The following is a 25,252-nucleotide window of genomic DNA, read 5'->3' as shown; positions in this document are numbered from 1 at the left end:
AGGCCTTACCGCCTGGGTGGAATCGAGTAGGTCATGGTGGAATGGGCAACCGGCGCTTCGGCACCTTCGGAGTAAACGAACACTTCGCCGACAGCCATGGTCCGGCCCACCTTCAGCATCGTTGCCTTGGCCCAGATGGGCTTATGGGCGACCGGTTTGCGCAGGAAGTTGATGTTCAGGTTGGTGGTGACCGCCAGCGGCACGAGACCAATCTGGCTCAGGAGTGCGGCGTAGAGGGTGACATCGGCAAGCCCCATCATCGCCGGCCCCGAGACGGTTCCGCCCGGCCTGAGGTGCTCTTCATCCACCTCCAGCTTCATTTCCGCCCAGCCGTCTCCGAGCTTCTGCAGGGTGCCGAACGCGGCGCCCTGCGGAAACTGCTCATCGAGAAAAGCCTGCAGCTCTTCAAAGGTGATGATCATGGATTTTGTTCATCCTGTGCCCGGTTGCGAAGAACAAAACGCTGGATCTTGCCACTCGGCGTTTTCGGCAACTCGTCGACAAACTCGATTTCGCGCGGGAACGCGTGAGTGGACAACCGGCGACGAACCAGCTCCTGCAGTTCATCTTTCAGCGTCTCGTCATCCGCCGCAGCCTGATCGCCTTTGATCACCACGTAGGCCTTGATAATGGAGCCGCGCTTTTCGTCCGGCTTGCCCACCACGCCGGACTCGGCCACAGCGGCATGCTCCAGCAGAGTGCTTTCCACATCTGCCGGCCCGACGCGGTAGCCCGCGGTGGTGATGATGTCGTCATCCCGGCCGCTGAAGGAGAAGCTGCCATCACCGTGGCAGATCACCATGTCGCCGGTGAGGTAGTAGCCGTTCACGAACGGGTCTTTCTCACCCCAGGTGTAACCATCGAAATGGAACAGCGGCGATGCCGCCACATCGACCGCCAGCTGCCCTACTTGACCAGCGCCGACTTCTTGGTTTTTCTCGTTCAGCGCAACCACCTTGTGGCCGGGGGCAGCGTAGCCCATGGAGCCCTCGCGAACCGGATGCTCAAGGCCGTGAAAATTGCAGCAGGTCATGCCGGTTTCGGTCTGGCCGTAATGGTCTTTCACCGGGCAGAAATGACGATTTTTGATCCAGTTCACCACCTCGGGATTCAGCGGCTCACCCGCACTGCTGGCAACCCGGAGGCCCAGGTTCTCGCCCTCGGGCAGAACATCGTCGTTGGCCTTGAGCAGGCGGTAGGCCGTGGGCGCCGCGGCAAGGTTGGTGATCTTGTACTTGCGGATCATGTCGTAGGTGGATTCAGGGGTGAAGCCGCCGGGATTGAAGTGGGTGGCATGCCCCATCAGCAACGGCCCGACCACCGCGTAATACAGGCCATAGGCCCAGCCGGGATCCGCCACGTTCCAGTACCGGTCGTCTGCGCGCAGATCGATGGCGTGCTTCATATAGACATAGAACGCCAGCAGAGCCCGCACCGGCACGGCCACACCCTTGGACTTGCCAACCGTGCCGGAGGTAAACATCTGCAGGAAAGGGTCATCCCCGGTTACCAGCACCGGCTCAAAGTCACTGGACTGCTCCGCCAGAATAGCCCCGAAATCGGCCACATCAGCGGCGATTGCACCGGCATTCAGCCCCACCACCGGCGGACATTCCCTGACCTCTCTGAGCTTGGGGTAGTTTTCCGGGTTGGTGACAACCAGCTTGGTATCGGCGCGCTCAAACCGGTATTCGATGGCACCGGACCCGAACGCGGTAAACAGTGGCTGGTAGACCGCACCGGCACGCAGTGTCCCGGCGATAACGATCAGCAATTCAGGAGTACGCGGCAACAGGGCGCCCCTTGCCGATGCCTTGCGAGGTCAGGTAGTTGGCAAACCGGGCAGAGGCGTCCTTCAGTTCGGCAAACGTCAATGCGCCCTCGCCACCCTCTTCTTTCTCGTAAAAGAGCGCGACTTTCTGAGGGTCGCCCGCCCACTTGTCACAAATCTCGTGGCAGACGTTCAGACCGCTATCAAGACGCCCGTCCAGGACCTCCGCTTCCAGTGCGGCGGGGTCGAAGCTGTTGTACACGGCGGTGTATTCCGGAAGGCTCATGTTCAACTCCTGTTGTTGTTATTTCGTGAAGTACCTAGCAATGAGTAGCACACGATTTCACTTTACGTAAAGGTAAACTTTAGGCCAATACGGTGGGATCAGCGGAGTTTCCGGGCCACCCAGTCAACGGAGAAACAGAAAGCGTTCGGTGTGAAAAGTACCTGAGCGGAAGCGGGCGCCAACGAGAGCCCAAAAGGCAGCCACAACCACCCCCGTGATGAACCCGAGGTGATGGGCCTGGTGAACAACCCGAAAGTCCTGTGTCGATCCGCCGCCCACAAAAACAACATCCTTGCAGGCTCGCGGAGCTTCATCCTATACCGATCACCTGCCTGCCTCAGCGGCAAAAGCCAGACCAGCGCACAGAAACGTTACGACGTCGGCACCAGCGCCGCATCAAACCCGTTTTGTGCCAGACGCCGGGCCTGATCGTCGGTCATTGCCAGATCCTTGCGCAGCGCCTCGAAGTTTTCCGTCATATAACCGCCGAAATACGCCGGGTCGTCGGAATTGACCGTCACTTTCAGGCCATCTTCCAGCAGCTTCAGGATCGGGTGCTGGCTCATGTGGTCGTACACTTTCAGCCGAACGTTGGACAACGGACACACCGTGAGCGGGATCTGCTCGCTGCGCAGGCGCGCCATCAACGTCGCGTCCTCGGTGGCGCGGACACCATGGTCTACCCTTACCACGCCCAGCTCATCAAGCGCCTGCCAGATGTACTCGGGCGGCCCTTCTTCACCAGCGTGCGCAACCGGCAGCAGCCCCATGTCCCGGGCGCGGCCGAATACCCGCTTGAACTTGGTCGGCGGGTGTCCCATCTCGCTGCTGTCCAGCCCTACCCCGATAAAGTGATCGCGGAACGGCAACGCCTCATCCAGGGTGCGCTGGGCCTCATCCTCGGACAGGTGCCTGAGGAAACACAGAATCAGGCCGTAGCTCAGCCCCCATTCGGCCTTCGCTTCACTCAATGCCCGGGTGATGCCGTTGACCACCGTGGTCATCGCAACGCCGCGATCGGTGTGGGTCTGGGGATCGAAGAACGGCTCCACATGGGTCACGTTCTGCGCGCGGCAGCGATCCAGGTAAGCCCGGGTCAGATCGTAAAAATCTTCCTCCTGCAACAGCACCTTGGCGCCACTGTAATAAATATCCAGAAAATCCTGGAGACTCCCAAAGTCATAAGCCTTGCGCAGGGCGTCCACGCTGTCGTAGGGAAGCTCGATGCCATTCCGTTCGGCCAGACGGAACATCAGCTCCGGCTCCAGGCTGCCTTCCAGGTGAATGTGCAGTTCCGCCTTGTTCAAAGCGTTAAGATCGAGGGACATGTTGAACTCTCTTCGCTGAAGGATTGACCGTTACAGAGGGGCACAACCTTACCGGGTACCGCCGCTACCACAGGGTAACCTGACTATAGCCGCTGCCGCATCAGGGATTGACCGGAGAAAGGGGAGCCGGGCGGATGCCAGGCTCCCAGACAGGATCAGAAGTGGAACTTCACCAGTGCGCTGACGACGTTTTCCGTACCGTCGACCAGCGGGAGGTTGCGATCCAGACCGAACTTGTTGCGCCAGTAGGAATACTCGACACCGGCATAGAGCACGCCCGGGTTATTGGAGAAGGCACCCAGATCCAGTTTCAGCTGCGGGTTGATGTGCATTTCCGCCTTGTGGTCGCTGGCCGCAGAGGAGTAATCCATAAAGCCATCAAACAGGAAAGCCGCCTGACCAACACTGAACGGCAGGCCCCAGGTGACGGTCAGCTGCCAGTCGTCAGCGGTTTCGTCGTTGTTGGCGTAGTAGACGTTGGTGTCGACATACTGGAAGCCCGGCACATCCCAGCTCAGGCCAATACCGGCGAGGTGGTTGTCGAACGCGGATACGAACGGGTTGTCGTTAACGCCGAACTCGTAGGTGTAAGCGAACAATACGTCCTTCACCGGCCCGAACGTCATCGGCTGTCCGGTCAGCCACCCCATGCTGACACGCGGTGAGAACTCACCGTAGGTTTCCTTCAGCCGCTCACCGTCACCGCGGGACTGCAGGCGATCGATGAAGAAGAACGTATCACCCCAGTTGTGGGCGGTGACGTTTTCGAAAGTGAAGGTCACCAGCTCTTCAGGCGTTACCTTGTAGTTGGTGCCATACAGCGCCGAAACGCTGGAGCTGCTGAAAAATTTCTCCGCGTGGGCAGCAGGTGCCATTGCGCTCGCAACAAAAGCGGCGGCAACCGCTTTACCGAATGTATTCAAGACCAGGTCCTCACAAAGTTCATTGTCAGGCAGTGATGCGCCTTCCTGGACCCATCCCTTCCGGCATGACCGGGCTGTTCCGCTGACCAACAACAGCGCTGCCGTCACCGGACGCACGGCGGCTGTCGGCGTGTTTCAGCGGAAAAAGCAAAGCCACAGCTCTCGACCAAGAACTGGCTCAGGATCAATCTGGGGAAGGTGCAACTGCCTGGGGTATCAGTACCGCGTGGTTTATCGGGGTTTCCTCCGACACCGCCCCGGATGGGACGACGCTCATCAGCTTCCGGTCGGTGCCCGCATCCGTCATTCAGAACGGCGCCGGCCCGGAGCGGCGCGGATTCTAGCACACCCGGTTCGCCCATCGCGAGGTCCGCTGCCGCCTTCCTGAACAACAAATTCGTTGACTATCACACGCACGCTGCTATGTTATCACCGTAAACATTGTTATCGGCGTTAACTTATGAAGCCAGAAGCCTCCTCGCGAGCAGCCTCTTATCACCACGGCAACCTGCCCGAACAGGCACTTCAACTGGGGCTGGAGACCGTGCGCGAGCAGGGCGACACGGCCATCGCGTTGCGGGCCCTGGCCAAGCAACTGGGTGTCAGCGCCCCCGCGCTCTACCGGCATTTTTCCGACCGCGACAGCCTGCTGGCCGAACTGGCCATTTTCGGCTTCAAAGCACTCCGCCGGCGCCTTCAAACCGTAGACCAAACAGACCCTGAACAGGCGCTGGTGAATATCGGCCTGGTGTACGTTGCCTTTGCCCAGGACGAACCCAATCTGTACCGACTGATGTTTGGCGGCCGTGTACTGCCCAAAGGTGCCCACCCGGGGCTCGATCAGGCCGGTCGCGATGCGTTTCAGGTACTCGAAGACACCATTGCCGGTGCCCAGAGCCTGGGCTTGCTCAAGCCCCTGCCGCTGTCACTGATGACAGCCGCAGCCTGGTCGCTGGTACACGGACTTTCCCAACTCACCATTGACGGCCATCTGCCGCTGGCCGACGCAGAACCACAACTGGCAGAGGGCGTGCTTGGCCTCCTGCTGGACGGTTCCCGAAACCGACACCAACAATAACCCCAAGGACCCCTGATATGAGCAGCCCCAAACCCAGCACCATCCGAGTCGGCCGACGCTACCGCGCCAACCGCCTTGAAGGCCCTTACGATGCCATCGTGATCGGCTCGGGCATCGGCGGCCTGACTGCCGCCGCCTGCCTGAGCAAGATGGGCAAGAAAGTGGTGGTCTTCGAACAGCACTACACCGCCGGTGGTTTCACCCACAGCTACGACCGCAACGGCTACGAATGGGATGTCGGGGTGCACTACATCGGCGACATGGGGGCCGACCACACCTTGGGCAAACGGCTGTTCGATTACATCACCGATGGCCAGCTGCACTGGGCGCCGATGGACAACCATTTCGACCGTATCTTCCTGGCCGACCGGCACGTGGATCTGGTGGCCGGCCCGGACGCCTTCAAAGCCGAACTGCTCAAGGCCTTTCCCGGCGAAGAAGCCGCCATCGACACCTACCTTGATTATCTGCGTAAGGTCTCCAAAGCCATGCCCGGGCTGGTGCTCGGCAAGGTCCTGCCGGACATTGCGTCAGGCCCGCTGCGTAAACTGGTCAGCAAAGCGGCCCCGGATTACCTGAACAAGCCCACCCGGGACGTGCTGGAAAGCCTGACCAGCAACCAGGAACTGATTGCGGTCCTCACCGGCCAGTGGGGCGATAACGGCCTGCCACCGGCCGAATCCAGCTTCATCATCCACGCCCTGATCGCCCGGCATTACCTTTATGGCGGCTACTACCCCATTGGCGGGGCGTCAGAAATGGCCAAAACCATCATTCCCGTTATTCAGGAGAGCGGCGGCGAAGTCTTCACCTACGCGGATGTAAAAGAAATCCTGATCGAGAAAAACAAGGCCGTTGGCGTGCGGATGGCGGACGGCGAGGAAGTTCGTGCGCCGCTGGTAATCAGCAATGCCGGGGTGTTCAATACCTTTGGTCCCCTACTGCCGGATTCCGCCAAGGAAAAGCTCCACTACCTGGACAAGCTACAGACTGTAGAGCGGTCGATGGCCAGCAATTGCCTGTACATTGGCCTGAAAGACACGGCAGAAAACCTGCAACTGCCCAAGACCAACTACTGGATCTATCCGGGCGCGGATTACGAGAAGCACCTGGCCGACTTTATGGCAGACCCCGCCAACAGCGATATCCCCCTCACCTACATCTCCTTCCCCTCGGCCAAGGACCCGAGTTTTGCCGAACGCTACCCCGGGCGGGCCACCATCGAGATCGTCGCTCCGGGCCCCTACGAGTGGTACGCCCAATGGGCCGACAAGCCCTGGGGCAAGCGCGGTGAAGAGTACGAGGCAGAGAAGGAAGCCTACGCCCAGCGCCTGCTGGCCAAGCTGTACGAGAAATTCCCGCATCTGGAAGGAAAGGTAGATTACTACGAGCTGTCTACGCCGCTGTCCACCGATTACTTCTGCCGGTACAGCAAGGGCGAGATCTATGGCCTGAACCATACGCCAGACCGTTTCGAACAGGACTGGCTGAAGCCGAAAACCCGCATCCCCGGGCTCTACCTCACGGGTCAGGACATCATGACCTGTGGTGTGGTGGGCGCGATGATTGGTGGCCTGCTAACCACCATCGCCGTCAGTGGGCTGAAGGGATTACCACTGGCCAAGAAAATGTTCGTTGGCTAAAGGCCCCGCGCATGCGACCCAGGTGACCGATGGTTGATGCGAGGATGGTTTACACTGATTTTGATCGGTAAACCATTCTCAACCATCGGTTATCTATGAAATTCACGCTCGATTTTCTGGACGCCTTCCTCACTATCGCCTGGCTAACGCTGCCGCTGCTGGGATCTTTCACCTGCGTGGTTGCCGGGCTTGGGCTGGTGGTGGGCCGCATCGAGAACTGGACGCCATTCAACGCCCTCTACTGGTCCTTCATCACCGCCTCTACCGTTGGCTTTGGCGATATTCGGCCGAGCCAAAAGCCGTCCAAAATCCTTGCCGTCGTGATTGCCTTTGTCGGCCTGATGTTTACCGGCATTGTCATTGCCATCGCGGTAGAGTCGGCCACATACGCGTTTGACAGGAACGTGGATATCCACAAACTCACGCGGCCCGTCGGTCCCTGACCGCCTGAATCCAGCGGTAGAAAACCGGCACCAGCAAGGTCCCCAGAATGGTGGCGGTTATCATGCCACTCAGCACCGTGATACCCAGGCTAATCCGACTGGCTGCACCCGCGCCGCTGGCAAACACCAGAGGGAGAACGCCCAACACAAACGAGAAAGCCGTCATCAGGACGGCCCGGAAGCGCATAACCGCCGCTTTATGGGCGGCATCAACGGCCGCCAGGCCAGATGCCCGCAGCTGCATGGCGAACTCCACGATCAGAATCGCCGTTTTGGTCGACAACCCTACCAGCAGCACCAGGCCCACCTGAGCGTAGATGTTGTTCGCCAGCCCCACCAGCCAGAGCCCCCCCATCGCGCCCAGCAACGCCAATGGCACCGCGCCAATGACCGCGAAGGGCAAGCTCCAGCTTTCATACTGTGCTACCAGGAAAAGATACACGAACACAATCGCCAGCAGGAAAATGGCGGTCGCAAGATTGCCGGCCTGTAGCTCCTGAAGACTCTGCCCTGCCCAACTGAACTCGTACCCCTGAGGCAAGGTTTCAGACAATTCCTCCATGGCTCCCAGGGCATCGCCACTGGCAAATCCAGCCGCTGCCTCACCGGTGATCGTCACCGACCGTTTGAGATTGAAATGCTGGATGCTGGACGGCCCAAGCACCGGCCGCAGCGTAGCCAGTGTCGTCAGCGGCACCATTTCCCCGTCCCGGTTACGGACAAAGTAGTGAGACAGGTCTTCGGGCCGTTGCCGGAACTCACCTTCGGCCTGCAGAAGCACCCGGTAGTTCCGGCCAAACCGGGTGAACTCATTGACGAACAGAGAGCCCAGCTGGGTCTGAAGCGTTGAGAAGATATCCGACAACTCGATACCCAGTACCTTGGCCTTATTGCGATCGACTTCCAGCAGGTACTGGGGAATATTGGCGCGATAGGTACTGTAGACTCGTGCAAGCTCCGGGCGCTGGTTCGCTTCGAAGATCACGCCATTCATGACCTGCGCCAGCTCCGACACGTCGCGCCCCAGATTGTCCTGAAGGCGATAATCGAAACCAGCAGATGTGCCCAGGCCCGGAATCGGCGGTGGGTTGAACACCATAATCTGAGCTTCCGGAATGGACCATAATCCGCCATACAGCCGTGGCAACACCTCACGAAGCCCCAAGCCGGGTTCGGTCCGCTCTTCCCAATCTTTCAACATGGCGATGCCTAAACCGTTGTTCGAGGCCGCACCACCAAGCAGGGAAAAACCGGACACAGTAATAATATCCGTGACCGCCTCATCCTCCAGAATCCGTTCAGTTACCTTGGCCAATACGGCATCGGTGCGCTCCAGAGACGACGCATCAGGCAACTGAACATCCACGAACAGGAATCCCTGATCCTCCGGCGGTACGAACGCATTGGGAACTGCCCGAAAAAGTCCGAAAATGGCAGCGACCACCAACAACAGCAGAAGGGCAACCACCAGGCTCTTGCGCAGGAGCCGCCCCACCACCTTCGCATAGCCGCCGGTGCTGGCGTCGATGGCTTTTTCGAACGGCCTCAACCAACCGATCGTGCTGCTCCCCCTGCCAAGCAGAGAGACGCACAACGCCGGGCTCAGGGTCAGCGCGTTAATGGAAGAGATGATGACGGCCACGGAAATCGTCACGGAAAACTGCTGGTAGAGAGTGCCTGTAATGCCGGGCATAAAGCCCACCGGCACAAACACCGCCAGCAACACCAGCGTGGTGGCAATCACCGGGCCGGAAACCTCCTCCATGGCTTTGGTCACCGCCTCCTGGATAGACAGCTGCTCCTCTTTCAGGATTCGCTCCACGTTCTCGATGACCACAATCGCATCGTCCACCACGATGCCGATGGCCAACACCAAACCAAACAGCGTGATGGTATTGATGGAATACCCCAGCAGCGCCATCACCGCGAACGTGCCGATCAGGGACACCGGAATGGCGATGGAGGGAATCAGCGTCGCCCGCCAGTTCTGCAGGAACAGGAACACCACCAGAATGACCAGCCCGATCGCCTGGTAGAGCGTGATGATCACTTCATCAATGGAACGGGTAATGAACTCGGTGGTGTCATACAGGATCGCGTGGGAAACGCCGTCAGGGAAGCTCTCGGCTACAGCGTCCACAACCCGTTTTACCTCGGTCGCCACATCAAGAGCGTTGGCATCAGGCAACTGGTAAATAACCACGAACGCCGTATCACGATTATTGAGTTTGGCGGTGGATGTGTAGGAACGGGACCCCAATTCAATTCGACCAACATCCCTCAACCGCAGGAAACCACCATCTGGAGTGGCCCGGAGAATCGTATTGGCAAATTCCTCGGGATCCGACAGCCGTTCCCGGCTCTGGATGGTGTAAACAAACTGCTGTCCCTTGGGCACGGGTGCCTGCCCCAGCTTGCCGGCCGCCACAATCTGGTTTTGCTCCCGAATGGCAGCCGCCACCTCTGATACCGTGACCCCCAGTGACGCCATACGCCGGGGATCCAGCCATACCCGCATGCTGTAATCCTTGGCACCCATCACCTCGGCAGACGCGACGCCAGGCACCCGGCCAAGAGTATCCACGAGATTGTTGGAGGCATAGTTGCTCAGGAAAATACCGTCCAGATCATCCCGCTCAGAGATCAGGTTAATGCCCATCAGCATATTGCCGGACTGCTTGCTGACCACCACACCTTGTCTGCGAACCTCATCAGGCAGGAAGGGCTCGGCCAACGCCACCCGGTTCTGGACATTCACCTGAGCGATATCGGTATCGGTGCCGCTCTCAAACGTCAGAGTTATGTTGGCCGTGCCATCACTGGAGGCCGTGGACTCGATATAAATCATGTCCTCGACACCATTGAGCTGCTGCTCAATAGGTCGGGTTACCGCCTCTTCCACCACCTCGGCACTGGCGCCGGGAAGCGTCGCCGTTACCTGAACCTGCGGTGGAGCCATGTCCGGGTACATATTGACCGGCAGAATCCGCAATGCCAGCAGGCCCGCCAAGGTAATCAGAATGGAAATAACAAAGGCGAATTTGGGGCGGTAAATGAAGACCCGACTGATCATTGAGCCGCCTCTTCCTGATCCATCAGAGCGCCGGTCTGAGTATCAATCTGCTTCTGTACCGGGCTCACCTTTGTTCCGGTCCGAACCTTCTGAAGCCCTTCAACGATCACCTGATCACCAGCGTCCAGACCTGCCTCCACAGCGACCATCGCACCTTTTGGAGCACCCACCTGCACGAATCGCTGTGCGACTTCCTGGTCCTCATTCACCACCAGTACAAACTTGCCCTCAAGGGTCTCCTGCAAGGCCATTTGAGGGACCAGAACCTGCATAGCACCAGACTGGCCTTCAATCCGGAGCGTCACGTACAGTCCGGGCAGAAGCAGTGCATCCGGATTGGGAAAAACAGCCCGGATGGCTACCGTGCCCGTGTTGCCCTCGGTTCGAACATCGGCGAAATCCAGGGTTCCGTCGTACGGGTAGGTTTCGCCGTCGGGCAGAGTCAGGGCAAGGTCTAGCTGATCAGATGCCACCTGGGGGGATGTTCGATAAGTTCGCCGGAATGCCACGTAATCGGCCTCATTGACCTCGAACTGCACGTAGATCGGGTCAGTTACAAGAACTTCTGCAATCGGACCACTGACCGGTTTAACCACCGCGCCCACATCAAAATTGAGCTTGCCGATCCAGCCATCAAACGGCGCCTTGATCTCTGCATAATCAAGATTCGTCGACGCCTTATCGACGGCCGCCTTCGCGGTTTTCAGCCGCCCCTCGGCGGCACTGAACCGGTCTTTCAGTTGGTCAAGATCTGCATCTGACAAAAAGCCCTTGCTGGCCACTTCCTCTCCACGACGCAGATTCTTTCGGGCAGACTCCAGTTCCGCTCTGGCTGCGGCCAGCTCGGCCTCCGCCTGATCAAGGTTGGCCTTTACGGTGGTATCTTCCAGGCGCACCAGTACATCGCCCTTCTCCACTCGCGCCCCCTCCTGGAACAGCACTTCCTGAATCTCTGCTTCGATTCGCGCCGTCAGATCCGCCGTGGCTGACGCTTCCGTTCTGGCAACGAACTGCCGGCCGGGCCGAACCTCGGCCTCTTCAACCGCAATCACCGACACAGAGGCAGGTTCAGCGGGCGCGGATTGTTCGGGTTCGGAACAGGCCGACAGAAAAGCCATCACAATCAGACAAAAGACCGGGAGCCATCCCGGCCGTTGGGAAAGTTTAACGGGCACCATCTTCGTCCTTTTCTGGCGACGTTAACGAACCCAGCCCTCACGGCTGGACAGGTGTTTTAAGACTAGACGAGCATCGCTAACACGCCACGAGCAGGCGCATTTTTTGGTGACTTCCGGCTTCCCCTGCGGACGAAATCACCGGGCTGAAAAAATAATCCGGAATGTCTATTTGCGCTACAGAGAGTGACTATACTTCTTGAGGTCACGCACAGGGGGTACTCAGATGCAGTTCCAGGCACTGCTCGACTCGGTCCCGCTCTCGATACTTTTCTTGATGTTTGTCCTCTCAGCGATGCTGATATCGGAGGCAGGCTACCGCGTCGGACACTGGTGGCAGAGAGAAACGCCGGAGGAAAAAGAAGGGCCGACCAACATGATTGTTGGCTCGCTGCTGGGGCTATTGGCCTTTATGCTGGCCGTGACCATGGGGATGTCGTCAGATCGCTTCGATACCCGACGCGCCATGACGCTCGCCGAGGCCAACAGCATCGGAACCACCTACATGCGTGCGGGCTACCTGGCAGAGCCAGCCGCCACTCAGTCACGAACCCTGCTCAGTGAATACGCCCCATTGCGGGTCGTCTCTAAAAACCCCGATCCCAATGACATCATCGCGGGAATCGCCCGGTCGCAGGAAATACATACAGAACTCTGGTCCATCGCCGAGGAACTGGCGCGGGAAAATCCCAACTCCCCGCTGATTGCCCTGTACATTCACTCCCTGAATGAAACCATCGACCTGCACGAAACACGAGTCACTGCGGGCATCTACGCGCGCCTGCCGATCACCGTGTTCATCCTGCTGCTGGCCACCTTCGTGCTGACCCTGGGCATGGTAGGCTACAGCGCCGGCCTTACTGGGCGCCGAAGTCCGCCCACCGCGGTGGTGCTGATCGTTGTGCTTGGCGGCGTACTCAGCCTGCTAGTGGACCTGGACCGTCCGGCCCAGGGACTGGTCATCGTTAACCAGCAACCACTGATTGATCTGCTTGAGCAGATCAATACCCAGACCCTCAGTGAATAATGCCCCCGGCTCTCAGGAGACCGCGCTGAAACCCCGTCCCAAAAAAGCTAATCAATTGACAAATAACATTATTTTACCAACAAACGCTTACTCTCCGAGCACACGACCGATAGAATTCTGCCTCCAGTTCAGGAGTGCCTGAAATTCAAAAAATAAGGGTCGTACCATGAAAAAAGTTCTGATCGCATCCGCCATCGCCTCTGCACTTGCCGCAGCTCCCGTTTCTGCGCAAGAGGCACAAAACACCGTCGATTTCCTGAAGCAGGATAGCTATTTCAAAGCCTTGATTGGTTTTGCCGACCTGGGACTGGACGACGCTGCCCTGGCGGTAACCGGCACCTACGGTAAACGCCTGCCACAGGTGCATCAGAACTTCCGTTTTGAAGCGGATCTCGGATTCAGCCTGAGCGATGCGGAAAGCTCCTTCAACGACGGTTTCGGTAACAACGTCAAGACATCCGCCAGCTACTTCCTGCTGGGCGGTTACGGCGTGTACGAGCACCCGCTGGACGACAAGATCTCCGTTTACGGTCGCGGTGGCCTCGTTTACGTGTCGTCTGACGTGGAAGTCAAATCCGCTGGCCTGAACTCAAGCGGGTCGGATTCCTCCATTGAGCTGGGTATCGGTGCCGGTGCCAAGTACCAGTACACCCAGAAAACAGCCTTTATTGTCGACCTGTCCAAGATCGACGACTACGAGGCCTTTTCTGTCGGCGCTCAGTTTGAATTCTGAGGCCTGAGCCAGTAAGGCTGGCCATTGACGGCGCCAGCCAGCCCGCGCCAAACCAGCGCGCACGAAAAAGGGAGTCCGAAGACTCCCTTTTTTCTGCCTTTCAAAACGCCAACGTTCATCGGGCACCAATGAGAACCAAAGCCAGCACCATGGCTGCGCCCATCGCCGCGACGACATTCAGTGCCAGAACAAACATCGACTCACCCGCAGCCGGGAACCGAATCAAACATCTGCTGGTCGGAGTCAGCAGCCGCCGCAACGCGATTCGCAAGGTAAGCCAGATTGATCGATGACCAAATTTGTTCCGCGCCCTTCGCGCCAGGGTAGCGTTGAATGCCAGAAACCGCGTCGACATGGCTTACCCACTTCCTGAAGGGAATAGAAAACCCAAGCTTTTTCAGGTAGATGGCATCAGGCTCGATAAATTCACACGCCAGCGCCTTTAACAATGGCTTCACGTCGCCGTCCGTCCGTTGCCTGAAGTTTCTCCGAACACTTACACCACTGGCGCCAAACATCTGGCGGGTTGAGAGACGGTTTGATAACGCCATCATTCGTCCGTTGTAGAAAGGCGTTACCACGGTTTTGCCCAGTAAAAGCGCGCTTGTTTCAATTTCAACCATGTGCTGACAGCAGTCATTTCTCAGGTTGCATTCGATACCCGAAATCCGACTGAACGAGGCGGCTGATTCAGTGTTCGGTTTTTTCGCCATGCCAACCCCGAGGTGCGCCAGGCACCTCTCTACAAACCCTTCATCCATCCCCGAGATATCAACCAGCTTGTTCGTCGTCACACGCTCAATGCTCGGTGCGATCTCCCGGATCCGCCGGGGTAGGAGAATTCCGGGAATCCATCGGAGCATCGCGGAGTACGTCTGGTCGATCATCCCTGACTTGATGGCGAAGCTGCCAAACAAGGTGTCTGCGTACTCGCCATAAATGATCTGACGCTCGGAAATCGCCTTGAACAAGGCGTGAATTGTCAGTGAGCTGTAGTTTCGGACCGGGACTCCGTTCGCTTCGATCATCTCGAAAAAACAGGTTTCGAAATCTTCTGCTGCAACGGTAATGACCCGGTGTTCAATATCCAGTTGCCGGGCAAAGCGAACAGCCCGTTGCAACTCGGGGTTCGGCTCATCAGCCCATGTTGGCGTGTAGGCAATCAGTCGGGGAATAGATTGTTTTGCCAGTGCCGTCAGAACGAACGAATCGACTCCCCCGCTCAGCAAAATGGCAACAGGTTGTTCTGTGTCGAGCTGCTGATAGGATTCCAATATGCTCGCTTTGATCTGGCTGATTGCCTCGCCATCGCTGAGCCTGCACCGGGACTCCCTGACCGTGAGCTCCTCAGCACCCGTTGCAATTTCCACCAATCCCACCGTCTGATCGAAGGTTAACCCGTGCCACAGTGGCAGCACCGAAACCCCCTCTTCCAGTGCCGCCTCCGTGAGCATCCGGGAGATGATCGCCTGACGAACCACTTCCGGATTCCAGCGCGTGCTCTGATCTCGCACCAGCCAGGGATTGGTTGTTACCAAGAGGCCGTGTTTTGTGGTTGTCATCAGAACTCGCTGGCTGCCGTAGCGATCACGCACCAGGGTCCAGCTTTGGCCCTCGCCTCGCCCGGTCACAAACACGGCAATAAAGTTTTGTTCCGCGTTAACAACAAAGCGCCAGTCCCGCCTGACGATATGGTCGACCACGTCGTCGGCAGACATATTTGCCGGCAATCGCGTGTAATAAAGTACCCCCGGGTTTGAGCCTTCAGACCGGTACTGGAAGGGGGCGTCCACCATGACAGAGGCACCCTGTTCACTTGCCGGCCCCCTTTCAACCCTAACGGTAAGGTACATACATGCCACTCCATCACTATGGTTCGGCGGGAACCATTCAGGCACGCAGTCCTGGTCAGAAAAGAAACTGTGCCTGGTCCCTGGCAATTCAAAAACCGCCCGTGTCGTTACCAGTTTGGACCACAGAGGTGCAACGCACTGTGAACCAGGCCACTGATTCGATGCATGCAGCGGTGCTCAGAATTAGCAGCCCGGGCAACCCTGGCAGTGCTGCTCACGACTCGCCGAGAATCGACAGCAGCGCCCCGCACTCCACCATCGGATCCTCGCAGTTCACCACGATATCGGATCGTGCGATGACATAGCTCCTTCCGGTGATGGTGTTCTTCACCACCGAATAGTCTCCCTGCGGTTCGGCACGGGTAAACCGGCCAATAAAGCGGGTCTGTCTCAGGGAAACGGTTTCCAGCTGGTCGCCGGGCTGGATCCGGCCCTCATAGTGCATCAGCGCAAGACGGGCGGAAGTACCGGTGCCAGTGGTGCTGCGGCAGATGACACCGGGGTGTACGTAGGTCGCGGAGCGGGAGCGGTACTGGCCGGGAGCCACCTGCTCCACTGGCCCCATAAAGTGCAGGAACGGCAGTGGCCCGACGTCGCCCAGGGAATAATGGGAAAAACTGCGCTCGGCCCGAATCGCTTCCACGATAGCATGGGCGGTGTCCGCCAGCCGCCGTTCCTCGGTTAGATTCAGCGCAAAACCAAGCTCTGCTGCCTCCACCAGCGCGTAGAATCCACCGCTGTAGGCAATGCTGTAGTCCACGTCACCCAGGCCTGGCACATGCACTCTGGCCCGGTAGGTATCGATGTAGCTGGGCAAGCCCTCACAGGTAACGCTTTCCACCACGTTATCCCGCACCTCCGCCTCAATCTGCACCAGTCCGGCGGGTGATTCCAGGAGGAACGTCTGGTGGCCCTCCTGCTTGGCGACGATGCCGCTTTCCAGCACCGCTGTCGCGGTACACAGGGTGTTGGACCCTGAATAGATCGGATACCCCATGACTTCCATGATGATGTAACCGGCCGCAGCTTGTGGATCGGTGGCGGGCACGAGCAGATCCACCGACATTTCCGGGATGCCATAGGGTTCCTCAAGCAGCAGCCGACGCAGCCCGTCTGCCTGGTCACGCAGGTACTCCATCTGGGCCCGGACCGTAGCCCCGGGTAGCGGCGCAATACCACCGGTGACGATCCGGCTCACATCGCCACCGGCATGGGTGTCCATTAACTGAATGACTGGCGCGTTAGTCATGCTGCCCCCTCGATCGCATAGGGCTTGCCATGCTCGTCCCATTGCGCATCGGGAACGATGACGATCTTGCCCAGATAGTTGCTGCCCCGGTTCACGAAATAACGCTCGGCCGCGTGCAGCTCGGAGAGCCGGAAGGCACCATGCAGCACCGGCTTGAGCTGGCCTTCGCGAATCCAGGCAATCAGCTGTTCGGCCTCTGCACGGGTGCCATGAGAAACCCCGAAAATCTGCACCTGATACAGATAGATGCGAGTCCACAAAATTTCACTGATGTTACCGCCACTGGCCCCGGCGATACTCAATCTCGGGTAGGTAGACCGGGCGTTCATGTCGAAAATCATGGTGTCGATGAACTGATCGGTCATGTCTCCGCCCACCAGATCCATCACCGCATCCATGGGTTTGCCCCCGGTGGCTGCGCGAACCTGCTGCTGGAACTGATCCATATCGGACCGGTCCAGCACCGCTTCAGCCCCCAAATCCAGCAGGGCATCGGCCTTGTCAGGCTGGCTGAGCGCATAGGGAACGGCGCCGATAATCCGGCACAACTGGATCAGAGCGGTGCCCACGCCGCCACTGGCTCCGCTCACCAGCACCCGCTCACCCGCAGCGAGGCTGGCAGAGGTGACCATATGCATGGCGGTTTGATAGGAACACATGCCCATGGACGCCACTTCGGCATCGCTCAGCTCCGGATTCGGGATGTGATGAAACTGGTCCGAGGGCAGAACCACGTACTCGGCAAAGCCGCCATCGGCGCCGTGGCCGTAATAGTCCGGCGTCAGATTGATATCGCGCCGGTCACTGGCATAGAGGTTAAAATCCAGCAGCCCCCGCTGGCCGACACGCGCCCGATCAACGCCCTCACCTGCCGCAACAATCCGGCCGGCGATGTCGGCCCCCTGAATCCTAGGAAACGTCAGCGTCGGCTTGCCGCCCATCATGAACGATTTCACCTCACCTTTTTTGGTGGGGTACAAACCTTCCCGTGCTTTACGGTCGGTGTTGTTCTTGGCGGTCGCCGTTACCTGCACCAGCACCTCGCCTGGCCCTGGCCGGGGCGTGGCAACCTCCTGGTACTTGAGCATGTCCACACCGCCGTGGCCGGTCAGGACCATCGCTTTCATGCTGTCTGGAATCATGGCTGGCTTACCTCCCGTTGGCATTCGGATCCCTGCACTCAGGATAGGTCAGTTTCATCGCTTTCAAAGACCGGGCTGGCCTGCTATACCTTTTAGGATCTTTCTCGCCTCAGGCCAGACTTACGAGGCGACGAGTCCAGGCCATGGAACGGTGTTCGAATCCGCCCTGAACCACGCCGGTGCTTTCCGTCACTTCTTTGTCGTCAGCCCAAATGACGGGACTTACACCATTGAAGCGGAGTCGCCAATGAGCACCCATCACACCCTCTGCCTGGCAGTTCTGGCCTCAGCCCTTGCGCTGACCGCCAACGCCAGCTCCCATTCAGAAATGGAATCAGGCACCGACTACCCCCGCCAGGCCCTGTTCGGTGACACCCATGTTCACACCGGCTGGTCCGCTGATGCGGGTATGGACGGCGCGATCACCTCACCCGAAGATGCCTACCGCTTTGCCCTTGGCCAGGAGGTAGAGTCCAACTCCGGGCTGAAAGCCAAGCTATCGCGCCCCTTTGATTGGTTCATGGTGACCGACCACTCCGATGGCATGGGCACCATCAATGAAATCGTCGCCGGCAATCCGGAAATGATGGAAAACGACATTTTGAAGCGCTTCAAAGCCGCGATCGAGGAAGGTGGCGAAGCCGCTGCCTCCGCCAAGAGCGAGCTGATCCGTATGCAATCCAACGGTGAGTTGCCGGAAGAGATCATGGACCCCAAGTGGATGAAATCCGCCTGGGAAAAAACCATAGAAGCCGCTGAGAAATACAATGAGCCCGGACAATTCAGCACCTTCATTGCCTATGAGTGGACGGTGAATTCCGACGGCGGTGACAACCTGCACCGCAATGTGATCTTCCGGGATGGCGCCGACAAAGCCGGGCAAGTACTGCCACTCACCACCTTTGTGACACAGGATTCCTACAAGCTCTGGCAATGGATGGCGGAATACGAAAAGAAAACCGGTGGCCAGGTGCTGGCCATTCCCCACAACGGCAATATGTCCAACGGTCGCATGTTTGAACTGCAGCAGTTCGACGGTTCCGCCATGACCAAGGAATGGGCTGAAATGCGGGCGAAATACGAACCACTTTACGAACTCACCCAGATCAAGGGCCAGAGTGAATCCCACCCGAGCCTGTCCCCCAACGATGAGTTCGCTGACTGGGACCTGTGGGATCGGGGCAACCTGATTCTCAAGCCCAAACCCGAAGGCGCAATCCAGTATGAGTACTGGCGTGAAGCCCTGAAAAACGGGCTTCGCATCAAGGAGGAGCTGGGTGTTAACCCCTTCCAGCAAGGCGCTAATGCAGCCACCGATACCCATACCGGGCTCTCCACTCCGGACGAAGACAACTTCTACGGTAAGTTCAAGACCGTGGAGCCCCGGGCAGAGCGCTGGGATTTCCCGCTGCTGGAAGGCATCGACAGCAACTACATGGGCTGGGAGCAGGCGGCATCTGGCGTGATGGGTGTGTGGGCAACGGAGAACACCCGGGAAGCCATCTGGGATGCCATGGCCCGCAAAGAAACCTTTGCCACCTCCGGCCCGCGCATGGAAGTGCGTTTCTTCGGTGGATTTGATTATTCCGAAGAGGATCTCACCGGTGATCTGGTCGCGGCAGGCTACGACAAAGGCGTGCCCATGGGCGCCAACCTATCCGCTAACGGAAACAACAAAGCCCCAACCTTCCTCATCGCTGCCAAAAAAGATCCGGAGAGCGGCAACCTGGACAGGGCTCAGGTGATCAAGGGCTGGGTCGATGACAGCGGCGAAACTCATGAGAAGGTCTTTGATGTGGTCTGGTCCGGCGAGCGCAAAATCGGCGACGACGGCAAACTGCCTGCGGTAGGCAATACCGTTAACATGGAAACCGCCGAGTACAGCAACTCCATTGGCGCCGCGGAACTCATGGGCTACTTCACAGACCCATCGTTCGACCCGGACCAGCCCGCGTTCTACTACGTGCGGGTGCTGGAAATTCCAACACCACGCTGGACGCTGTACGACAAGGTTCGGTTCGATGTCTCCATGCCAGATGAGGTACCGCTGGTGCATCAGGAGCGCGCCTTCTCCTCGCCCATCTGGTACACCCCGGAAGATTAATCAACACAGAGGACGTTGAAACATGGCCATGCCCCATCGGCTGACAACCCTGGCGAAGGAACCGCTTATCCAGATTCTTCTGATTGGCGCGCTGTTGTTCGCACTCTACAGCGCGCTCAATCCGCAAGCCATGCAGGACGACAAACGCATCCTGGTTGACCAGGGCCAGATCAACAGCCTGGAGCAGCAGTTCGCCCGGGCCTGGCAGCGCAAACCCACCGAGGAGGAACTGCAGGGCCTAATTGAAAACTTCGTGATCGAAGAGATTTACTACCGCGAAGCACTGGCCCTCGGCATTGACAAGAACGATCCGGTGATCCGTCGCCGGCTGCGCCAGAAGATGGAAATCTACACCGACAACCTGGCCAACGCGCTGGCCCCCAGCGACGAACAGCTTACCGAATATCTGGAGCAGCACCCGGACAAATTCCGCACCGATGACCACTACTCCTTCCGCCAGGTGTACCTGAGTATCGACCAGCCACAGCCTGAACTGCGAAAGCGAGTGGCGGAAGCAGAACGGGCACTGGCCGAGGGAGAGTCCGTGTCGGGCGATCCGTCACTGCTGCCCACGGAATTTGAGAACGTGAGCGGGCGCATGCTGGACAAAACCTTCGGCCAGGGATTTGCGTTACAGCTGGAGGGGCTGGGTAAAAAAGCCTGGCAAGGGCCTATTCGATCCAGCATGGGAATTCATTTCATCCGGCTTGAGGAGCACACTCCGGGTGGTCTACCGGAACTCGCCAGCATCCGTGGGAAAGTCGAACGGGAGTGGCGTTTCGATCGGGCGCAGGCGCTGGACGCATCCTTCCGGGAAGGCCTGCTGGCCAACTACGACATCACCGTTGTCACCGACAAAAACCAGTAAACCGGAGCGGCACCCATGAGAATCTGGCTACTTTTGTTGGCTCTGATGGCGGTTTCCTTCGCCCGGGCCGACGAACTGCGCCCAGCCTACCTGCAACTGACCGAACAGTCTCCGGGCACCTACACCGTTTTGTGGAAGGTTCCGGCCAGAGGCGAGCAACGGCTCGCCCTGCAGGTCCGCTTTGAACCCGCGCCCGCTGACACTTCAGAGCCGGTTGAAGGTTTTCTGAACGGCGCCCACCTGCAGCAGTGGTCACTCACCCGCGAGCAAGGCCTGGCCGGCACCAGGGTAAGCATCGAAGGATTGCCACGCACCTCCACCGAAGCACTGCTGCGGGTGGAATACCTGGACGGCTCCAGCGTCACCCATCGGCTGACTCCTGCTGCGCCAGAGGTCACCCTGGCCGCCCAGCCGACCCTGCTGGACACCGCCCAGACCTACCTGGTGCTCGGCATCGAGCATATTCTGCTGGGCATTGACCACCTCCTGTTCGTGCTGGCCCTGCTGCTCCTGATCAACAGCACCCGCAAGCTGATCCTGACCATCACGGCATTCACCATCGCCCACAGCATCACCCTGTCGCTGGCCTCTCTGGGCATCATTCGTATTCCGGTCCCACCGGTTGAGGCTGTGATCGCGCTGAGCATTGTGTTTGTGGCGGCCGAAATACTGCGTGCCCAGCGCGGGCAGCCGGGCATCACCCAGCGCAATCCCTGGCTGGTGGCGTTCAGTTTTGGTTTGCTGCACGGGCTGGGTTTCGCAGCGGCATTGGGCGAGATCGGACTGCCCCAGAACGCGGTGGCACTGGCACTGGTGTTCTTTAACGTGGGCGTTGAGGTGGGCAATTTGCTGTTTGTCTTTGCCTTTCTGGCGTTGACGGCCCTGGCCAGGAAGCTCGCCTTTCAGCCAGGACGGATTCTGCAGAAGGTGCCGCCCTATTTCATCGGTTCCCTGGCCTCATTCTGGCTGTTCGAGCGGGTAGCGGCGTTCTAGCATCAGCCCGCCGCTGCAGAAACGGCGCAATCAGCCGGCTTCGGCCGCCTGCTCCTGCCGCAGCTTGGTGCGAACGTTCATCAGCACCTTGCCGTAGCGGTTTTCACCGCGCCGGTCCCGGCCGCAGCCCCAGAAGTAATCGTAATTGCTGTTTTCCATGATGATCTGGTCGCCGGTGGTGAGCAGGGCTTCCGCCAGCTCACCGTGGGTGCGGGCACGAATATAGACACCGCGCGTCATCACTGTTTCACGCACTTTCTTCCAGTCTTTCCGGAAACTCTTGTGGCGCTTCCGACCGAGCTTGCGGGCCCTTTCCGGCGAACTGGCGTTACGCACCTCTTCCTGCCGCGCCTCATCGGTGAATTTCATGCCCTGGAAGTAATGCTCCACCGTGGGCCAGTGTTTGCCCTCCAGCTCGAATCCATAAGGGGCATAGGTGCCCAGCAGGTTGTCCAACTCTGAACGGGTTACGTACAGGTTGCTTTCGCCATTGTCATCGGGGAATAAAGCCATAGTCACCGTCGAAAAAAATAAGGGTTGTCACGCGCTTCTGATCTGCCTCTGGGGCAACGCTGTGGCGCCAGATGCTGGCGCCAGCTGGCACCGCCACGCCAATTTAGCACGAATTCAGTAACCTGAATGCCCTTTGCGCCAACGTACCCTGATGTAGCGGCTCTCGCGCCCTGCTTTGCGGCTACACTTCGTGGGTGGGGATAGCCTGCCTATCCGTGCTGGTCACGCGAGCGGTGACCGGATACACGTCGATACCATTTAGCGTTCATATCGGCAAACGTCAGAGCCGACGAAAGAGGCTGAAACCATGACAGCCAAATCCTCTACCCACCCGTTCGATGTCATCGTTATCGGGTCCGGCATTGGCGAAATGACAACCGCCGCAGCCCTTTCCCAACTGGGCCACAGCGTCCTGTTACTCGAGCAGGCGCAACAGATTGGCGGGCTCACCCACACCTTCACGCGCGAGGGATTCACCTGGGATGTCGGCCTCCACTATTGCGGCACATTCGGCCATGACCAGCTTGCAGGCCGGATACTGGACTGGCTGAGCGACGGAACGATCGAGTTTCGCTCGGTCGGCACAGTTTATGACACCCTGCACTTCCCGGATGATTTCGAGATCTCCGTCGGGCGTCCGGCCGACGCCTACAAGATGGAGCTGAAAGAACGCTTTCCCGACAACGCGGCCGAAATCGATGCCTACTTCGAGGCGTTGCTGTCAGCGGAGGAAGCCGGTCACATGGCCGGCGCCGAGCGAGCCATGCCCGAGCCCTTTCGTTCCGCCCATCGCTGGTGGAACAAAAAGAAACTTCAGCGTTGGTGCAACCGCACGACGGGCGAGGTTATCGCGGAACTGATCAGCAACCCGCAGCTGGCCGCCGTATTATCGGCGCAATGGGGCACCTACGGCGGCAAGCCGAAAGACGCCAGCTTTGCCATTCATGCCACAATCATCGGCCACTACCTTGAGGGCGCCGGTTATCCCGTTGGCGGTGCCGCCGCCCTGGCCCGGGGACTTGTTCCGGTGATCGAAGCGGCGGGAGGCAGCGCGCGGGCCGGCACAGCGGTTGATGAGATCTTGCTTGAAAATGGCACAGCCGTGGGTGTGCGCACGAAAGCCGGTGAAGTATTCCACGCACAGACCATTGTTTCGGCCATCGGCGCCGGTGAAACCGTGAAGCACTTGCTGCCGGAGGAGATTCGGCGGCAGGACTGGGCTCGTCAGATTGCCAGTTTCAGGCCATCGATCTGCCACTTCGATCTGTTTCTCGGCTTTGAGGGCGACATCAACCAACACGGAGCGACGCGTTCAAACCACTGGTTCTACGAAAGCTGGGATACCAGCGATGCCATCTGGGGTGCGAAAGACGGCGAGCCGATTCAGATGATGTTTGTGTCGTTTGCCTCCCTCAAAGACCCGGCGCACGATCCCGGCCCGAGAAACAAGCACACCGGTGACGTGCTGATCTGGGCCGATTGGTCCTCGGTGGCCGACTTCGCGGATGGCGGTGCGGCCAAGCGCCCGGACGAGTGGGCATCGTTCAAGCAGCGCGTCGAGGCCAGGATACTGGATTTCTTCAAACAGAAGTTTCCGGACCTGGCTCCGCTTATCACCTACCATGAACTGGGCACGCCACTGGCCACCGCCTTGTTTACCGGCCATGAAAAAGGCGCCTTCTATGGTATCGAAACCAGCCCACGCCGGCTTTTGTCCGAGGCGCTGAGTGCCCGAACCCCCGTGCCGGGCCTGTTTCTGTCCGGCCAGGACGTCCTTATTCCCGGCATCGCCGGAGCGCTGACAGGAGCCATGCTGGCCGCGGCGGCAATTGACCCGCACGTGTTCCTGAAATTGAAATAAACCCGCAAATTCCACCTGTGCGGGAAGCGGGCGTTGCGGTTTAATACCACACCAAATGAATGAGCCGCCCGGCGTCAGATGGAAGGGCCTCCGATGAAACCAAGAATGAGCATGATCACATTGGGCGTGGACGACCTGAATCGCTCGATTGAATTCTATGAGCAAGGATTGGGTTTCCCCCGTTACGGACATGAAGAGAACGTCGCTTTCTTCAATCTGAATGGAACCTGGCTTGGACTTTACGGCCGACAAGCGCTCGCTGAGGACGCGGGTGTGCCAGCGGAAGGCAGTGGCTTTAACGCTTTCGCGATCGCCCACAACGTAGAGTCGCCAGCGGAGGTCGAAGCTGTCATGAACGAGGCACTCAGAGCTGGCGCGACTCTGGTCAAGAGACCCCAGAAGGTGTTCTGGGGTGGTTTCAGCGGTTACTTCAAGGATCCCGATGGGCACCTGTGGGAAATTGCACACAACCCATTCGCCTGGATAGGCCCTACCGATGACACAGACGCCTAGCAAGCCGATCAAGCCGCACTGCATTTCCGCAGATACAGCACCACCAATCACACCACATGAATTCAGAGATCCAACGCCATGTCACATCCCCCTTGCCCCAAGTGCAAATCCGAATACGTCTATGAAGACCAGTCGAACCTTATCTGCCCCGAGTGCGCCTACGAGTGGAATCCTTCGGAAGTAGCCGGGGAAGATACGTTCGAAGTCAGGGATGCCAACGGCACGGTTCTGGAAGTTGGCGATAAAATCACTCTGATCAAGGACCTCAAAGTAAAGGGCAGCTCGCAGGTGCTCAAAATTGGAACCAAGACTGCGATACGGAGAATTGTGGAAGGAAAGGACCACGAACTTGACTGCAAACTCCCCGGGGTGGGCGAAATGATGGTCACCGCCAAATTTGTGAAGAAGGTTTAGCCCTTCACGAAAAACGGTCAGCAATAGCGGCAGGCTTGGCTGGGAGCCCTCTTCGCAGCCTGCCGCGACTCCCCGGCTCTTCCTAAACAGAAAGCGGACATTCGAGTCTGACTAAACCTTCAGTGACTTCGGGCCAACTGACGATACTTCATAACGTGCGCCTGCTGGAGCAAACCACAAACGTCAGACGATTACATGTAAACGAAGCCAGGCCTTGGATAGGCTAATGTTTTAGAGACACCAGGAAAACGAAATCGAAGTT

The 25,252-nt window shown here is 58.6% G+C and carries 20 protein-coding genes and 1 pseudogene; 11 read left to right on the top strand and 10 right to left on the bottom strand.

The features are described from left to right. Positions 1-5: 5 nt before the first annotated feature. From LPB19_RS08685 to LPB19_RS08670, 4 genes and pseudogenes are all read right to left on the bottom strand, one after another. Positions 6-422, bottom strand: a complete 417-nt coding sequence (locus LPB19_RS08685; protein ID WP_206642538.1) for a PaaI family thioesterase — start codon at positions 420-422, stop codon at positions 6-8. Next, positions 419-2,057: pseudogene (locus tag LPB19_RS08680) on the bottom strand (AMP-binding protein). Before LPB19_RS08680 ends, LPB19_RS08685 begins: the two are co-directional and overlap by 4 nt. Before the next feature lie 371 nt (positions 2,058-2,428). Next, positions 2,429-3,385: an adenosine deaminase gene (locus LPB19_RS08675; RefSeq protein WP_206642537.1), complete on the bottom strand. Its 957-nt coding sequence runs from the start codon at positions 3,383-3,385 to the stop codon at positions 2,429-2,431. A gap of 155 nt (positions 3,386-3,540) precedes the next feature. Further along, complete coding sequence (locus LPB19_RS08670; RefSeq protein WP_228289071.1) at positions 3,541-4,308, bottom strand: DUF5020 family protein; 768 nt, start codon at positions 4,306-4,308, stop codon at positions 3,541-3,543. 460 nt (positions 4,309-4,768) lie between these two features. Here LPB19_RS08670 and LPB19_RS08665 point away from each other — a divergent pair, with 460 nt between their 5' ends. The 3 genes from LPB19_RS08665 to LPB19_RS08655 all read left to right on the top strand — a co-directional run bounded on the left by LPB19_RS08665 (position 4,769) and on the right by LPB19_RS08655 (position 7,472). Then, the gene (locus LPB19_RS08665) at positions 4,769-5,386 is read left to right on the top strand and encodes a TetR/AcrR family transcriptional regulator (protein WP_206642536.1); all 618 of its coding nucleotides are present in this window, start codon (positions 4,769-4,771) and stop codon (positions 5,384-5,386) included. A 17-nt stretch (positions 5,387-5,403) separates the two neighbouring features. Beyond that, a complete protein-coding gene (locus tag LPB19_RS08660) occupies positions 5,404-7,029 on the top strand; it encodes a phytoene desaturase family protein (protein WP_206642535.1) in 1,626 nt (541 codons plus the stop codon). 95 nt (positions 7,030-7,124) lie between these two features. Next, complete coding sequence (locus tag LPB19_RS08655) at positions 7,125-7,472, top strand: potassium channel family protein (protein WP_206642534.1); 348 nt, start codon at positions 7,125-7,127, stop codon at positions 7,470-7,472. Here the strand turns inward: LPB19_RS08655 and LPB19_RS08650 are convergent. Together LPB19_RS08650 and LPB19_RS08645 are read right to left on the bottom strand one after the other, a co-directional pair. Next, positions 7,450-10,545 carry an efflux RND transporter permease subunit gene (locus LPB19_RS08650; protein WP_206642533.1) on the bottom strand — a complete coding sequence of 1,032 codons (3,096 nt, stop codon included), beginning with the start codon at positions 10,543-10,545 and terminating at the stop codon, positions 7,450-7,452. The genes LPB19_RS08655 and LPB19_RS08650 overlap by 23 nt on opposite strands. Next, the gene (locus tag LPB19_RS08645; protein WP_228289070.1) at positions 10,542-11,720 is read right to left on the bottom strand and encodes an efflux RND transporter periplasmic adaptor subunit; all 1,179 of its coding nucleotides are present in this window, start codon (positions 11,718-11,720) and stop codon (positions 10,542-10,544) included. Before LPB19_RS08645 ends, LPB19_RS08650 begins: the two co-directional genes overlap by 4 nt. Positions 11,721-11,946: 226 nt before the next feature. On the opposite strand from LPB19_RS08645, the gene LPB19_RS08640 reads away from it, so the two are divergent. After that, positions 11,947-12,747, top strand: a complete 801-nt coding sequence (locus LPB19_RS08640; protein ID WP_206642531.1) for a bestrophin-like domain — start codon at positions 11,947-11,949, stop codon at positions 12,745-12,747. Positions 12,748-12,913: 166 nt separating this feature from the next. Next, complete coding sequence (locus LPB19_RS08635) at positions 12,914-13,480, top strand: outer membrane protein (protein WP_206642530.1); 567 nt, start codon at positions 12,914-12,916, stop codon at positions 13,478-13,480. Between the two features lie 200 nt (positions 13,481-13,680). Here the strand turns inward: LPB19_RS08635 and LPB19_RS08630 are convergent, their stop codons facing one another. The 3 genes from LPB19_RS08630 to LPB19_RS08620 all read right to left on the bottom strand — a co-directional run bounded on the left by LPB19_RS08630 (position 13,681) and on the right by LPB19_RS08620 (position 17,724). Next, complete coding sequence (locus LPB19_RS08630; protein WP_206642529.1) at positions 13,681-15,333, bottom strand: asparagine synthase-related protein; 1,653 nt, start codon at positions 15,331-15,333, stop codon at positions 13,681-13,683. 214 nt (positions 15,334-15,547) lie between these two features. Beyond that, positions 15,548-16,582 carry a proline racemase family protein gene (locus LPB19_RS08625; protein ID WP_206642528.1) on the bottom strand — a complete coding sequence of 345 codons (1,035 nt, stop codon included), beginning with the start codon at positions 16,580-16,582 and terminating at the stop codon, positions 15,548-15,550. Next, positions 16,579-17,724, bottom strand: a complete 1,146-nt coding sequence (locus LPB19_RS08620; protein ID WP_206642527.1) for an alcohol dehydrogenase catalytic domain-containing protein — start codon at positions 17,722-17,724, stop codon at positions 16,579-16,581. Before LPB19_RS08620 ends, LPB19_RS08625 begins: the two co-directional genes overlap by 4 nt. 247 nt (positions 17,725-17,971) lie before the next feature. Here LPB19_RS08620 and LPB19_RS08615 point away from each other — a divergent pair, with 247 nt between their 5' ends. The 3 genes from LPB19_RS08615 to LPB19_RS08605 are packed head-to-tail and all read left to right on the top strand — an operon-like array spanning position 17,972 to position 21,689. Then, the gene (locus LPB19_RS08615) at positions 17,972-19,828 is read left to right on the top strand and encodes a DUF3604 domain-containing protein (protein WP_206642526.1); all 1,857 of its coding nucleotides are present in this window, start codon (positions 17,972-17,974) and stop codon (positions 19,826-19,828) included. 22 nt (positions 19,829-19,850) lie between these two features. Continuing rightward, positions 19,851-20,696: a peptidyl-prolyl cis-trans isomerase gene (locus LPB19_RS08610; protein WP_206642525.1), complete on the top strand. Its 846-nt coding sequence runs from the start codon at positions 19,851-19,853 to the stop codon at positions 20,694-20,696. 15 nt (positions 20,697-20,711) lie between these two features. Continuing rightward, a complete protein-coding gene (locus tag LPB19_RS08605) occupies positions 20,712-21,689 on the top strand; it encodes a HupE/UreJ family protein (RefSeq protein ID WP_206642524.1) in 978 nt (325 codons plus the stop codon). 30 nt (positions 21,690-21,719) lie between these two features. Here the strand turns inward: LPB19_RS08605 and LPB19_RS08600 are convergent, their stop codons facing one another. Continuing rightward, positions 21,720-22,202 (bottom strand): NADAR family protein, encoded by a 483-nt coding sequence (locus LPB19_RS08600; protein ID WP_206642523.1) that lies wholly within the window; start codon positions 22,200-22,202, stop codon positions 21,720-21,722. Positions 22,203-22,509: 307 nt separating this feature from the next. Here LPB19_RS08600 and LPB19_RS08595 point away from each other — a divergent pair, with 307 nt between their 5' ends. The 3 genes from LPB19_RS08595 to LPB19_RS08585 all read left to right on the top strand — a co-directional run bounded on the left by LPB19_RS08595 (position 22,510) and on the right by LPB19_RS08585 (position 24,990). Next, the gene (locus tag LPB19_RS08595) at positions 22,510-24,063 is read left to right on the top strand and encodes a phytoene desaturase family protein (protein WP_206642522.1); all 1,554 of its coding nucleotides are present in this window, start codon (positions 22,510-22,512) and stop codon (positions 24,061-24,063) included. A gap of 105 nt (positions 24,064-24,168) precedes the next feature. Then, complete coding sequence (locus tag LPB19_RS08590; protein WP_228289069.1) at positions 24,169-24,576, top strand: VOC family protein; 408 nt, start codon at positions 24,169-24,171, stop codon at positions 24,574-24,576. Between the two features lie 78 nt (positions 24,577-24,654). Next, the gene (locus tag LPB19_RS08585) at positions 24,655-24,990 is read left to right on the top strand and encodes a zinc ribbon domain-containing protein YjdM (protein ID WP_206642520.1); all 336 of its coding nucleotides are present in this window, start codon (positions 24,655-24,657) and stop codon (positions 24,988-24,990) included. Positions 24,991-25,252 lie beyond the last annotated feature (262 nt).

This window comes from Marinobacter salinisoli (genome assembly GCF_017301335.1).
GTDB classification, from domain to species: Bacteria; Pseudomonadota; Gammaproteobacteria; order Pseudomonadales; family Oleiphilaceae; genus Marinobacter; species Marinobacter salinisoli.
Note: the sequence above shows the minus strand (reverse complement) of the source record. Positions and strands in the feature narration are given on the sequence as shown.

What these genes read in the sequence shown, in the direction of transcription:
- LPB19_RS08685 (WP_206642538.1), bottom strand. Translation starts at nt 422, where the DNA reads ATGATCATCACCTTTGAAGAGCTGCAGGCTTTTCTCGATGAGCAGTTT.
- LPB19_RS08660 (WP_206642535.1), top strand. Translation starts at nt 5,404, where the DNA reads ATGAGCAGCCCCAAACCCAGCACCATCCGAGTCGGCCGACGCTACCGC.
- LPB19_RS08675 (WP_206642537.1), bottom strand. Translation starts at nt 3,385, where the DNA reads ATGTCCCTCGATCTTAACGCTTTGAACAAGGCGGAACTGCACATTCAC.
- LPB19_RS08615 (WP_206642526.1), top strand. Translation starts at nt 17,972, where the DNA reads ATGAGCACCCATCACACCCTCTGCCTGGCAGTTCTGGCCTCAGCCCTT.
- LPB19_RS08600 (WP_206642523.1), bottom strand. Translation starts at nt 22,202, where the DNA reads ATGGCTTTATTCCCCGATGACAATGGCGAAAGCAACCTGTACGTAACC.
- LPB19_RS08665 (WP_206642536.1), top strand. Translation starts at nt 4,769, where the DNA reads ATGAAGCCAGAAGCCTCCTCGCGAGCAGCCTCTTATCACCACGGCAAC.
- LPB19_RS08595 (WP_206642522.1), top strand. Translation starts at nt 22,510, where the DNA reads ATGACAGCCAAATCCTCTACCCACCCGTTCGATGTCATCGTTATCGGG.
- LPB19_RS08605 (WP_206642524.1), top strand. Translation starts at nt 20,712, where the DNA reads ATGAGAATCTGGCTACTTTTGTTGGCTCTGATGGCGGTTTCCTTCGCC.
- LPB19_RS08635 (WP_206642530.1), top strand. Translation starts at nt 12,914, where the DNA reads ATGAAAAAAGTTCTGATCGCATCCGCCATCGCCTCTGCACTTGCCGCA.
- LPB19_RS08630 (WP_206642529.1), bottom strand. Translation starts at nt 15,333, where the DNA reads ATGTACCTTACCGTTAGGGTTGAAAGGGGGCCGGCAAGTGAACAGGGT.
- LPB19_RS08650 (WP_206642533.1), bottom strand. Translation starts at nt 10,545, where the DNA reads ATGATCAGTCGGGTCTTCATTTACCGCCCCAAATTCGCCTTTGTTATT.
- LPB19_RS08610 (WP_206642525.1), top strand. Translation starts at nt 19,851, where the DNA reads ATGGCCATGCCCCATCGGCTGACAACCCTGGCGAAGGAACCGCTTATC.
- LPB19_RS08655 (WP_206642534.1), top strand. Translation starts at nt 7,125, where the DNA reads ATGAAATTCACGCTCGATTTTCTGGACGCCTTCCTCACTATCGCCTGG.
- LPB19_RS08640 (WP_206642531.1), top strand. Translation starts at nt 11,947, where the DNA reads ATGCAGTTCCAGGCACTGCTCGACTCGGTCCCGCTCTCGATACTTTTC.
- LPB19_RS08585 (WP_206642520.1), top strand. Translation starts at nt 24,655, where the DNA reads ATGTCACATCCCCCTTGCCCCAAGTGCAAATCCGAATACGTCTATGAA.
- LPB19_RS08620 (WP_206642527.1), bottom strand. Translation starts at nt 17,724, where the DNA reads ATGATTCCAGACAGCATGAAAGCGATGGTCCTGACCGGCCACGGCGGT.
- LPB19_RS08625 (WP_206642528.1), bottom strand. Translation starts at nt 16,582, where the DNA reads ATGACTAACGCGCCAGTCATTCAGTTAATGGACACCCATGCCGGTGGC.
- LPB19_RS08590 (WP_228289069.1), top strand. Translation starts at nt 24,169, where the DNA reads ATGAGCATGATCACATTGGGCGTGGACGACCTGAATCGCTCGATTGAA.